Annotated in this window: 14 protein-coding genes; 8 read left to right on the plus strand and 6 right to left on the minus strand. The window is 60.1% G+C overall.

The genetic code is table 11. The annotated features are described in order from the left end of the window. Positions 1-620 precede the first annotated feature (620 nt). The 8 genes from JMV54_RS10455 (at position 621) to JMV54_RS10490 (ending at position 8,014) form a co-directional block, all read left to right on the plus strand. On the plus strand, positions 621-1,844 hold the full coding sequence (locus tag JMV54_RS10455) for a site-specific integrase (RefSeq protein ID WP_201518864.1): 1,224 nt from the start codon (positions 621-623) through the stop codon (positions 1,842-1,844). Positions 1,845-1,846: 2 nt separating this feature from the next. After that, on the plus strand, positions 1,847-2,008 hold the full coding sequence (locus tag JMV54_RS10460; protein ID WP_201518865.1) for a hypothetical protein: 162 nt from the start codon (positions 1,847-1,849) through the stop codon (positions 2,006-2,008). Positions 2,009-2,967: 959 nt separating this feature from the next. Next, a complete protein-coding gene (locus JMV54_RS10465; protein ID WP_201518866.1) occupies positions 2,968-3,174 on the plus strand; it encodes a helix-turn-helix domain-containing protein in 207 nt (68 codons plus the stop codon). 196 nt (positions 3,175-3,370) lie between these two features. After that, on the plus strand, positions 3,371-3,562 hold the full coding sequence (locus JMV54_RS10470; RefSeq protein WP_201518867.1) for a hypothetical protein: 192 nt from the start codon (positions 3,371-3,373) through the stop codon (positions 3,560-3,562). Further along, a complete protein-coding gene (locus JMV54_RS10475) occupies positions 3,562-3,936 on the plus strand; it encodes a hypothetical protein (RefSeq protein WP_201518868.1) in 375 nt (124 codons plus the stop codon). Before JMV54_RS10470 ends, JMV54_RS10475 begins: the two co-directional genes overlap by 1 nt. Further along, positions 3,926-4,159 (plus strand): hypothetical protein, encoded by a 234-nt coding sequence (locus tag JMV54_RS10480; protein ID WP_201518869.1) that lies wholly within the window; start codon positions 3,926-3,928, stop codon positions 4,157-4,159. Before JMV54_RS10475 ends, JMV54_RS10480 begins: the two co-directional genes overlap by 11 nt. Continuing rightward, positions 4,152-6,155 (plus strand): AAA family ATPase, encoded by a 2,004-nt coding sequence (locus JMV54_RS10485; RefSeq protein ID WP_201518870.1) that lies wholly within the window; start codon positions 4,152-4,154, stop codon positions 6,153-6,155. Before JMV54_RS10480 ends, JMV54_RS10485 begins: the two co-directional genes overlap by 8 nt. A 1,034-nt stretch (positions 6,156-7,189) precedes the next feature. Beyond that, positions 7,190-8,014 (plus strand): tyrosine-type recombinase/integrase, encoded by an 825-nt coding sequence (locus JMV54_RS10490; RefSeq protein ID WP_201518871.1) that lies wholly within the window; start codon positions 7,190-7,192, stop codon positions 8,012-8,014. Here JMV54_RS10490 and JMV54_RS10495 read toward each other — a convergent pair. From JMV54_RS10495 to JMV54_RS10520, 6 genes are all read right to left on the minus strand, one after another. Then, positions 8,011-8,184: a hypothetical protein gene (locus JMV54_RS10495; RefSeq protein WP_201518872.1), complete on the minus strand. Its 174-nt coding sequence runs from the start codon at positions 8,182-8,184 to the stop codon at positions 8,011-8,013. The two genes, JMV54_RS10490 and JMV54_RS10495, sit on opposite strands and share 4 nt — an antisense overlap. A gap of 1 nt (position 8,185) precedes the next feature. Next, positions 8,186-8,527, minus strand: a complete 342-nt coding sequence (locus JMV54_RS10500; protein ID WP_201518873.1) for a hypothetical protein — start codon at positions 8,525-8,527, stop codon at positions 8,186-8,188. Between the two features lie 11 nt (positions 8,528-8,538). Further along, positions 8,539-9,147 (minus strand): peptidoglycan-binding domain-containing protein, encoded by a 609-nt coding sequence (locus tag JMV54_RS10505; protein WP_201518874.1) that lies wholly within the window; start codon positions 9,145-9,147, stop codon positions 8,539-8,541. Positions 9,148-9,282: 135 nt separating this feature from the next. Further along, on the minus strand, positions 9,283-9,846 hold the full coding sequence (locus JMV54_RS10510) for a hypothetical protein (protein WP_201518875.1): 564 nt from the start codon (positions 9,844-9,846) through the stop codon (positions 9,283-9,285). Between the two features lies 1 nt (position 9,847). Then, positions 9,848-11,359 (minus strand): hypothetical protein, encoded by a 1,512-nt coding sequence (locus JMV54_RS10515; RefSeq protein ID WP_201518876.1) that lies wholly within the window; start codon positions 11,357-11,359, stop codon positions 9,848-9,850. Next, positions 11,359-12,042, minus strand: a complete 684-nt coding sequence (locus JMV54_RS10520; protein ID WP_201518877.1) for a phage tail tape measure protein — start codon at positions 12,040-12,042, stop codon at positions 11,359-11,361. Before JMV54_RS10520 ends, JMV54_RS10515 begins: the two co-directional genes overlap by 1 nt. Positions 12,043-12,209 lie beyond the last annotated feature (167 nt).

Consider the following 12,209-nt stretch of genomic DNA (forward strand, 5'->3'; position numbering starts at 1 on the left):
CCCTCTCCCCTTCCCCGGCAAGTGACCCTCTTATTGCCAAATGACCCTGCAACAGGAGGGTCACTTGCTTGCTAACAGGGTCACTTGCCGCGGATGCGGGGATGCAAAGTGGGGCTCGGTGCGCGGAGACAGCGGGCGCGGGATGCACGGGGTACAGCGGGCGCGGGATGCACGGGGTATAGCAGGCGGAGCGCACCGCACTCTGCATCCTCGCGACTGCCCGCACGCTCTCTCCCTCTCCCTTCAACAAATGACCCTCTTACTGCCAAATGACCCTGCTACAACAGGGTCACTTGCGTGCTAACAGGGTCATTTGCCACAAAGTTTGAACACTGGAAAACGAAAACGCCCCGGCACCTGATGATGGTGCCGGGGCGTCCGATGCGCGCCCGAAGGGACTCGAACCCCTAACCTTCTGATCCGTAGTCAGTGGGTTCAGTGTTTATGCGGAACGTTGGGGTTTCCAGTGTTTTGGTGGTCGTTCCCTTGTTTTTACTGGGATGTAGGGGTTATCGGGTTGCGTCAGTAGACGACCGGAAATGACACGATTACACTTTGAATAACCCCAAGATAACCCCACTGGGGTTATCCCAGACAATGCAAACGCAAGGACTTTGAGAGTGGCACGAGGCAACCGACGCGGCGCAATTGAGAGGCGCGGCAAACGATGGCGAGCACGCTACTACGCGCCCGACGGGACGCGCCCAAGTCAAACGTTCGACCGCAAAGGAACGGCCGAAGCATGGCTAAGTAGCGAGCTTGGCAAGATCGAGGCAGGCACCTGGAAACCCGCGAAAGTCATTCAGGCCGAAAAGTTTGGCGAGTATGCCGCCGCTTGTATCGATACCCGACGTACATCCAAGGGCGCGGCGCTCGCGCTACGCACCCGACTCGAATACGAACGGTATCTACGCACTGGGCTCCTATCGTTTGCGGATGTATCCCTATCAGAGATCACGCCCGCTCTTGTCCGTAAATGGCACAAGGATCGCGTAACTGAAATCACCCAAGACCGGCGCGATCAGGCCGAGGAACGCGGCCTAGAACCCGAAGACGCTACCTACACGGGCGAGACTATGGCAGCACGCGAAGCACGCCTATTACGTATGGTGCTCAACACTGCGGTTGAGGATGGGCTAATTGACACGAACCCGGTGCCCAGGGAGTTCACGAAATCGAAAACCGGCGTTAAGCACCGCATTCCAACAGTGGATGAATTGGCGCGAATCGTGCACTTCCTCCCCGACATGTGGAAAACGCCCGTGCTCATGGCTGCGTTCGGCGGCTTGAGAATCGGTGAATGGAAGGCGTTGCGCCGTCGTGATCTCACGCTGCGTGAGCACCCGGGAACCGGGCAACAGTTCTTCACCGTGAACGTAACCAGACAAGCGCAACACATTCCAGGGTCGGGGTGGCTAGTTTGCCCACCGAAGTCCGAGGAAGGTATACGTGAGGTGGCACTACCTTCACACGTGACCGCCCAGGTTCGTGCGCATCTCGAAAGGTTTGTGACCCCGTCCCCCGAGTCGTTGCTTGTGCCCCCAGCTAAGGGGCAGGGGTTCATTCACGACTCGACTTTCCGAACCTATTGGAACAAGGCGAAGGCGCTCGCAGGTGTTCCGGGTGAGGTTCGGGGGCATGATCTTCGCGGTTTCGCTGCGACGATGTTCGCCCAGCAAGGTGGCACACTTCGGGAAACGCAAGCGTTTCTAGGTCATGGTTCGGTGGATGCCGCTATGGCGTATCAGGCGATTACGGGGCGTGGTGCTGAGTTGTCGAACCGTATTCCTGCATTGCCCGCGTTTGAACCGTCGAATGTTATTCAGCTGCGGAAGGAAGGCTAACGGTGCTGAAAGAAGCCCTTGAACGGACGATGATTGGTGATCTTGCAGGGGTCGCGCGCGCGATTGATTGGGAATCGCTCGATTTACTCGCGGCGGGTCGCAAGGCGTGCGAACGTGACTCCATTAACCGCGACCGCGAAGTTACTGCATTTAAGGACATTTGAGATGGGGGCAGATTATTCGGGCGATCAGGAGCGCCGCGAAAACGCTCGGTTTGTGGTGATCTGCACGGGCAAGGGGCAACACAGGGGGCGGCATCTCACACAACTACAAGCTGCGTGGCCGCGCCATCTTGTTGCCGACGCATTTTACAAGCTGGAGCAAGAGCTTGAACGTAAACGGTTCTTGCGGCTTCAGTCTGAGCCTAACGACCCCGTCCCCGAACTTGCGATCTACTTCGCCCGGCAACTAACAGAGACCTATGTTTCGCTCGAAGAACAACTATTACGCGACATATTCAAAGACGCGAACCCGCAAGTAGAGGGGTACGGCATCGAATTCGGCACTTGGCCACCTATGTGGGAAATGGTCGTCAGCACCAAAATCCTTGAACGGGATCGCGCGCGCATGGCTGAAGAGGAGGAGCTACTACGGCTTCAATATGAGGTTGGGGACATCTCAAAAGCTGACTACATAGCCAAGAGGAACTACCTGCTCACGGGAGGGTCGTCATCCCCGCGAACACACTCAGTAGGCAATTCGATACGCACTATCCGCGGGCGGCGATACGAAGTAGCCCACCAGCGTGGCACACACAACATAGACGGTGCCCCCGTTGCCGTCACGCTCACCTGCCCTACGTGCAAGCTCTCTTGTCGCACTACCCGACCTAGGTTGCAGTTGCTTGCCTCGAAGGTGTGGCCAGCGGGGTTAGACCGGGCGGACATCTCAACACCCATGATCTTGAAGCAGCTCGCGGGGCAGCACCGCCCTAAGTGACCATACAGGCTCACCGGGGCGCGTTGTGTCGTGTTATGATGCTTGCGCCTGGTGGTAGAGGCTTCATACCTACCACATGCCAAAAGACCTCCTAATTACCGGAAATCCCGGCCTACGGACAGTCAAGATTATTCGTCGCGCCCAATAACGCGCGCGGTACTGACTGGCCAAGGAGGTCATTCTCATGTCTACGCCTGTACACGGCTGGCACAACAAGCAAGAAGCCGCCGAACTCTTAGGTGTATCCGTTCGCACTATCGAACGAATGATCAACCGGGGCGAACTCCCCGCCCGCAAAATCACCTCACGTATCGTTCGCATCCCCGCGAGCGCTCTCAAGAATCCCGAGCTTGGCAAACCCGCCAACGAATGGGCAGCACGAAGCGCGTAGCGAGACAAGGGAGGTGACCATAATGACTACAAAAAATAACGCCCGTGCATTGACGGGCGCGGCGGGGGGCCGACCTAAGTTTACGCGAACAACGCGCCGTAATCAGCCCGAAACTTCGCTACATGCTTGGAAAATCGGGCTAGACAGCGTCGGGGCAGTTCAAACGGCTGTGCTCGAACTATTAGCGCAACAGCCGATGAATGACGACGAGCTGCACGCCGCGTATCTTCACGCGGGGTATCCGGTGCGCTCGCGGCAACGTGTTGGAACAGCACGGCACGAGCTCGCACAGCTCGCCCTCGTTATTGATACCGGCGAGCGTCGCCCTTCGCATATGGGGAACCCTGCAAGGGTTTGGGCGATCAACCCCGAGGCGGTGAGCGAGTAATGCAACCGACTGTGAATCCGTCCGCGGTGGACGTTCTTATGCGTCTGGATATGGCCAGTCTGATCGCGTCCATCAAAGCGAAAGATTGGGGTTTGTTGCGCCTGAACGACGGCAGCGAGCCGAGCCCGAAGGAGCTCCATGCGGTGATGTATTCGACCCGTGCCGATTTTGACGCGGCTCGGAGTCTGCACCTGCACGCGGTAGAGCACGCTGAAGCAATGGAACGGCACACTCAACGGGCATACGCCTTATTCACGAAATACGTGCGAGCGAAGAGCGACACGGTTGCCGATGTGTTGCCCCGAATGAGCGAACCCGACCGGGCAGAGTTCATGAGTCTCGCATGGGTGTTGGAGGTAGACGGTGCTGAATAACGTTCACGAACACGCTTCGGAAATCGCAATGGAACTTGTTGCTATTGCCACGAACCCGGCCTATGAAGACCTTCGCGAAGACATGGTGAACCGGGTGGTTCAGCAACAACTCGTAGGACGATCATTCGAAACGCGCGCGCTCGCGTTGCTCGTGATCAAGTACCTTTGCGTAACCGTTCAGGTGCTCGCGGATGAAGTAACCGGGGGTGTTGCTAATGGTTAACGCAATCGACCGGGTACGCAACGCGATCATTTCCCACGGTGGCAAGATCACGAACGATCAAGGCGACCGATTCAGAGCGACGACCGTTTGCCACGGCGGCGATGGCCAAAACCTTTCCGTACGCCAAGCCGGGGATAAGGTGCTCACGTTCTGCCACTCCCAACATTGTGCGGTGCACGAGGTCGCTACGGCCATCGGCCTTGAAGTGCGAGACCTTTACGACGACCGGGCGACGACACGAACCTATGTTCGCGAGCGCGAAGACGGTTCACCGGCATGGGTTGCCACTCGTGACCTGACCCGCTCGAACGGTAAGGGGTTCACGAACACGAAGGGCCAAGCATCAGGACCAGATAAACGACTCCTATACGGCGCGAACCGGGCACGTGAAGCAGTAACAGCGGGCATCCCTATCTATGTCGTGGAGGGCGAAAAGGATGCCGATAGCGTGGCCGCTGTCGGGGGTGTTGCCGTGACCAGCGGCGGCGCGACAACCGCGAAACATTCCGATTGGTCGCCCTTGTACGGTGCACGTTGCGTGATCGTCGTTCCCGATCAAGACAAGCAAGGGGAGCAGTACGAGCGCGATGTGGTCAAAGCACTAACCGGGAGAGTCGAGACGATTGAGGTCCGTCGCCCCCTCGAAGGGAAAGACATCAGCGATCATCTCGCGTTCAGTAGCTTGGACTCCCTCGAACTAGTAACCACGATCAAACCCCGACGGCTGGAAACCGTTTCGTTTGACCAGATCGAACCGAAGCGTTTGCGGTGGCTGTGGAGCGGGATGCTACCCCAGTCAACACTAAGTATTATCGCGGGGCGCGGTAGTGCAGGTAAGAGCACCTTCGCGGCACATGTCGCGGCGCGAGTGTCACGTGGGGAGCTCGAAGGGGACCAGTTCAACAAGCCCGGCAACGTACTTTATTGGGAGTCCGAAGACCCGGTAGCCGAGATTACGAGGCCAAGGCTCGAAGCCGCCGGGGCAGACCTCGCCCGCGTGCACCATGTCCCCGGCATCCCCACCGACACGGCGGGGGTGTACCGTGCCCCGAAGTTCCCTGACGATATTGAGCTACTTGAAGAGGCGATTACGACTACGAACGCAACGCTTGTCGTGTTGTCTCCAGTGATGAACACCGTCGAAGGTGAACACGCCAAAGCGGAACAAGTACGGCGTGCGCTGAATCCCCTCATGGCGTTAGCGATGCGCAAGAATATCGTGATTCTTGGCATCGCTCACGTAAACAAGGGCAAGACAGGGGCGGGCGGTGATCTACTTTCAGGGTCGCACGCTATTCGCGATGCCGTCCGTAGCTTGTATCTACTCGCGGCTGAAGATGACGGCACCCGGCTCATGGAACGAGAGAAAGGGAACTACTCCCCCGATACCGAAAGTAAATTCGAATTTTGTTTAGAGGGTGTCAGCATCCCGGTAGCTGGGGACGAACCGGCCAACGTAGCGCGGGTGGTCGGGTTCACCCCGTGTGACCGTAGCGCGGTCGATGTTCTGCGGGCACAGGGCGAAACAGAGGACGAACGGGAGGAACGCAACGAAGTACAACAATGGCTAGTCGATTACTTGCTATCGAAGCCCGGCTATGAAGCCCTTTCGATGGACGTGCGTAAAGCAGGACGGGCAGCCGGGTTCACCGAAGAACAGGTGAAGAACGCGCGAAGGCGTTGCCGTGTCCCGCGTATTAAGTCAGAACGTGCCCGCGAGTTCCAGAGTGGCACGGTTTGGATGATCGACCCGGAAACCGTTCCTACTCAGGTCACTCAGGTCACTCAGGTCACTGGGGTCGGGGGGAGTAAAGGTGTGACACGAGTAGCCGAAACACCACACGGGTCACCTGAATCAACTCCCCACCCCACTGACCTAACTGACACAAGTGGCACGAGTGACACGAGTGGGGTATTAGACCCGGTACGCGCCGCCGCGCTCGCGGCCGTCAACTTCGCCCCGATCCTGCCAACCGACAAAGCAGGTGAGGGATGAAGCAATGGCCGATCTGCCCGCTGTGTCAGACAGCAACCGGATCCCTGGACGAATGGGGCATTTGCCAGCGCGTCAGTATCACTCACGCCGCAATTAGGCACCCCGATCGATACCCATTAGAACGCCATCGGGAAGTGTGGGAACTCATAGCTTCAGGCCGCCCCGTATTCCCGTTACCTCCGGAACAGGTGGATGCACCCCGCGAGCGCCCGCCCTCCTAGCGGCCTCAGCAGTTAGCCCCGCAAGAACTAACCCAATCGGTCAAGACTTGTGGGGCTAACACCCCTCCTGCCCCGCTGAGGCACCCCGGGGGCTTAGGGCCCATATCCCTACGGGGTTTTCCACAATCTGGCATCTAAGGGGCGTTTAGCGCCTGATTAGGCCAACCTCATGCCTTGGCAAGCATCCTGAGGTCATGGACGCTTGGCTACCCCCACCTTCACCCCCGGTTAGTCACCCGGGTTGTTTCGATAGTTAGCGGTTTTCGCTAACTCGAACGTCACGGCGATCTGCCCTGCCATCCACCCCGAACACGTTGGCAGCACCACGCGCGGGCAAGTAAGGGGAGTCCTCAACATTCTCGGCACTACCACGCCCCACACCCCCGCGGCCTTGGGTCTCTCTCCCCTGACGGTTTCGGGGGTATCCCGCGCGCGAGGGTAATACCAGGCATCACGTTCGACCGGTCGAGCACCAAACGGGGGTATCTGGCACTGAGGGTAGCCCTGAACTGGATTGGCAGACATTACGCCATCCCACACCGGAACGTTCTATTCGCACGTTCCAACACTAAACGCGCGAGCAGCTGGCCAAGACCAAGGGCAGGAGCTTACCCTTCCCTTCCTGGGGCGTTTTGGTTTTGATAACCCCAACATAACCCCAGGCGGCAAAAAGCCCCGCTTTCTCGTGCTGAGATGCGGGGCGATTTTGCTGTTCTGATCAGGTGTTTCCTATCGCGCGCCCGAAGGGACTCGAACCCCTAACCTTCTGTTCTGGGGTCTCGCAGCTGCGCCGCGTCGCGTGAGAATAGTCGAATGACTGTAGAACGATTCCCATTACCGACAAGCTGGGCGCCGCTCGTAGCCGACTACGCCCGCGCTGAACGCGCCGCCGGTGCCCCAGATACGACCATCGAGACACGGCGCCAGCACCTCTCACACCTAGCGCGCGGGATCGGCTGCGCACCTGAGCAGGTGACCGGGGCGCTGCTCGTCGAGTGGGCAAGCGGGCAGACATGGGCACGCGAGACACGGCGCGGGCGGCGTACCACGTTCAGGGGTTTCTGGTCTTGGGCAGTCGAGACCGGGCGACTCCAGAACAATGCAGCTGCTAGCTTGCCTATCGTGAAAGCGGCGAAGCCAGCGCCGCGCCCACTGCCGTCGCCGATGCTCGAAGCAGCGCTAGCAGCAGCGGACGATAGAACGCGGCTGATCCTGCGGCTAGCTTGCGAGCTTGGACTACGCCGCGCCGAGATCGCGCGGGTGCATAGCGATGATGTGCAGCCCGATCTCATTGGTTGGTCGCTCGTCGTGCACGGCAAGGGCGGCAAGGTGCGCACGCTGCCGCTACCGGATGGATTGGCGCGCGAGCTGCGCAAGATCGATGGTTACGCCTTTCCCGGTAGCGACAGCGGGCACCTCTCGCCCCGCTGGGTGGGCAAGCTGGCAACGCGAGTACTTCCCGATGCTTGGACGCTCCACGCCGGGCGGCATCGCTTCGCCACGCTTGCGCATAGGAGTTGTGGCGATCTCCTCGTGGTACAGGATTTGCTAGGCCATGCGTCGCCAGTGACGACTCGGGCCTATATCCTGCCGGATCAGGCCAGCGCTCGACGTGTTATCGAGCAGCTAGCCGCTTAGCGCTGCGAGAGCGGTGGGGTCGAGAGCCGCGCCAGGAACGAAGCAGCAGCCGTCAGCACCGATTTCAAGACACTAACGCCGATAGTCTGCCATCCCAGCGCGGTCATAAGCGCGCTGTCCTGCATGTCGCCGAGTACCAGCAGGATCGTCGAGCCAACGGCTACCAGCACGTCAACGGCGAAACCTTGCACCAAGGTACGCAGGCCACGCTCTCGGGCGTCGCGAGCGGCGGCGCGACTCAGCGGCGCGGCGTGCTTTGGAGTACGGATCATTTGGGTGATTCCTTTCTGCGACGTCAGCTAGGGCGGTCAGCTCGCGGATCACGGCGGCATGCTTCGCGTCGAGGTCATCGCGGAGATTGACCGTGTGCGAGTTCGCTACCTGCGCGAGTACCTGCTGGGTGTTTTTTTCGGTCTTGTGCAGCTTGGGGATGATCGCCCCTAGGGCGGCGGTGCAGGCTGTGGAGAGCACTAGTCCTAGGGCGTTGACCACGGCGACGACGATTTCGGTCATGCGGTGCGCTCCTAGCTTGTGAGCCGCTGAATGAAGCCGCGCCATGAGTTGCGGCCTAGCACGCCGTCAATGGGGCCGGTGTAGCCACCTCCGGCGGCGGCGTAGCGCTGCATCGCCTTATACGTGTTGGGGCCGGGTACGCCGTCAATGGGGCCGGTGTAGCCAGCGCGGGCGGCTACGGTGCGCTGGATGCCCTTCCATGTGTTTATGCCGGGTACGCCGTCGGCGGGGCCGTGGTAGCGCCCTAAGCGCTTGAGCCAGGTCTGAATGAGTGCCCACTGCTCGACGCTGGGAACGGTGATGCTTTTCGTTGGCCCGGTGTCGAGCTTGCCTATAATCGTTTCGTTTGAGCCGTTGCGGCGCGACCACCCGAGATACGGGTTACCCGTGACGCGCGTGTAGTGGCCGACGCTCGTTACGCCGAAGTTCTTGCCGAGCTGATCCGGCACTCTGTCAGGGGTGCCGGTCATAAGCACCTGCCCGCGCCCGAGCGAGATACCCACGTGCCCCTCTGCCGGGTAGCGCCAATAGTGGATCGCACCGACTGGCGCGGTCGCGGCGTTCGTTGACTCGATACGTGAAGCGTTCCGGGCGGCTGCTGCCGTCGGGTAGGTCGTCATCTGTGAATCTGCGACATATCCACAAAGAATATATATCGCATTCCAGATAAGCGCCTGGCACCATTGATCCCAGTTGCGGTCAGGGTATTTGCTGTTTAGCTTTGCGGCGAGTGTTTTCAAGTCCATTTGTAGCTCCTATATTCGTGCAATCGTGAGCGTGCTAAATTGCGGTACGTCATTCGCGTTCTGAGCGGCTACCGTCTCGATAGTGCCTGGCGCGTCGAGTACTACGCCGGTAAATAGCGACAGATAGCCAGCTTCGGGTGCGCCGGTCGATGGATTCGGCCAGCCGGGTTGTGCGAAGGTTTGCCGAGTCGGTGTTCCGCCGTTGATCTTGATTGCGATAGCGGCGAAGCCGTGGACGGGCTTGTCAAGCACGATTCGGTAATTGAGCAGGTACGCGCCAGGTTGCAGCTGAAAGGTCGCCCCGCTGCGGGTGATCGCGCCGCCGGTTACTTCCTGCGCGTCCCAGCTGTAGGCCCCAAATGTTAGGCCTAGGTCGGTGCCGCCAACCTTACGGGGCGAGCCGCTGCGCGTGCACGTCATCATTGAAGCGGCGGGCGCTTGCGCTGTGCGGAGTTCTTCCACCAACTGATCGACGCGGGCGGCTGCACTGTAGCTACATTTTTGGATGTCGCTTGCCAAGCTCGAAGCGGACAGGTACGGAATACGATTTGTTTGGGTATATTGCAACGCCAATCTAGAGCCTACTTTCTGTAGCAGCGGCAATGTCGCTTAGCCGAATATGCGGGGCAAATTTCAGCGGCGCGGCGCTCGCTGTCGGGAATAGTTGCGAGATAGTCAAGTCGCGCGGCTTCGTGTCATATACGGGAGCAAGTTGGATGTCATGATAGGCGTGCTCGTCGTCCTCGCGATATTCGCCGCCGACGCTCTGCCAGAAACGGGGAATGTCTTTGCGGCTATTCCATATCGAGCCTTGCAGGTAGATAGTCGGGTTCGCCCCCTTAAGGAACTCACGGGGAGTAAACATATCCGGGTGGTCTGCAACTCGTCCGGTCTTGGTCGAGATCGTCACCTTCGGCATTCGTGGGAGCGCCGAATACTTAAACAACCAATCAGCGAGCTCGTAGCCGCGTCGGTGCGCCCCGTTCGCGCCGTAGCCGATGTGCGCCGAGTTGGCGCCGGGATCGGTCGCCGAGATCGCGCCTGATGACCATCCGCCGTTATAGAACAACTCGCCCGCGTCGAACGTCGCCGGTGCTCCCGATTGACTCCAATCGGCAACGCCAGAGTGGTTATAGGGGGTCGTCCATCCCGAGCCGGTAAGAACGTGCTCGTCCCCGGTGTAGGTGACCAGGACGCGCCCGATCCGGCTGTCGAAGTCGGTTTGTGGGAACGCGGTGGGGTCGATTTCTAAGCGCTCGGCTGGCCATGCCGTGCAGCCGCTCACCGAGAGCGTTATCTGCCCGCCTGAGAGCGCTAACGCCAGCGTGCCTGGCGCTCCAGGTCGCCCGGTCTTTAGCCCGCCATCGTGCACGACAGGCCAGGCGGCGGTGATTGCGGCAGCGTAGCAGCTCGCGAGCATCGCGAGGGCGTCCGGCACGCTGTCGGCTTTGTAGGGCGGCTGCATCGTCCATGCGGTGCCGTCTTTTTGTTTCACGCCTTTGAACCGCGCTTCTGTGAGCGTCGGCAGGTTACCCGATGGCAAGGCTTCGGCGCGGGCGATGCCAAACTTGTTGCGGATGTACTCGGCGCGGACGCGCGCGAGCTGGGGTTTCCAGCCGCGCGGCCACGGCGACTGTAGCGGGGCGTCGCCAGCTAGGTGCGTAGTCGCGAGCATACCGAACAGATCGCGGACAACTAGCCGGATCATCATCACGTCGCGGGTACCGCTGGCGTCGGTCACCTCGTTGATCTTGCGAACGCTGATTGACTGCTTCGTGATCTTGCCGCTGATCCATGCGCCGCTCACGAATTTGATTTGCACAGTCTCGCCTACCAGATGCGGCAGCTTGTTGCCGGGCAGTAGTGCAAGGTCGAGGGTCCAAGCGTTACCTTGCACGTCATCGGTCAGGCGCTCACGTCCCCACGGGATCGAGATATTCGCGACGCTCACGGGGTTGGCGTCGCCGCCGCCGAAGCCTTCGAGAGGCGGGGTCAGCTCGGCAGCACCTACGCCGATACGGCGCACGCCGACGTTGATCGACTCGATGCCGTAGGCGCGGCTCTTTGGGCGGAATGTTGCGACCATTACAGCCGCCCTTCAGATCGTTCGAGGTCGCGGATCATGTCGCGGATTTCTCGGGCGGTCGCTTCGCGGTCGGTCGCGCCGCTGACGTTGATCGTGTAGTGAGCGGTGCGTGAGACTGTGCTGCTCGCGGCGGTCGCGAGCGGCGCGAATGCCTGCATGATCGGCGGCAAGCTCGCGAGCGTAAAGACTATCGGCAGCATCGGGTCATAGGACGCGGCGGCAGCAGCGTGGGTGACGGTCATCGTCGCGTCGGTGGTGGCCGACAAGCTGCCGATCCAGCCGAGGGTATCCGATGCGAATTGTCCGAGGTCGGACACCCAGCCGAACAGTCCGTTCCATAGATCGGCCCACCAGGACGCGAAGCCGTTCCACAAGTCGTTAAGCCAGCCGAGGATTCCATTCCACAGGTCAGACCACCAGCTAAATAGTCCGTCCCACAAGCTCGCCCACCAGTCGCCGATACCATTCCACAGGTCAGACCACCAGGACGCGATGCCGTTCCAAACGTCGCTGAACCAGCGGCCGACGTTCTCGCCAACTTGGCCGATCCAGGCCATGATTTCATCCCAGTGCTGCGCCAGCTTCGTGATCGTGATAATGACCACGGTCACAGCTGCCACGATGCCTAGTACGATCCAGGTGATTGGCGACGCCAACCAGGTGGCGTTCATGATCGCGGTCACGGCAGCGATAGCCAGGATCGCGAGCGAGAGCGCGCCTAGGTGTTGTGGGCCATGACGTTGTGGCCACCGGAGTGTGGGTAGAAGGAACGGGCCTCTGACCGGCACGATGGGTGGTGTCGAAAACATCCGTCGTCCGAAAGGAGACCCGTTCCATGACCCACCGTAAC

Source organism: Gulosibacter hominis (assembly GCF_904842695.1).
Taxonomy (GTDB): Bacteria; Actinomycetota; Actinomycetes; order Actinomycetales; family Microbacteriaceae; genus Gulosibacter; species Gulosibacter hominis.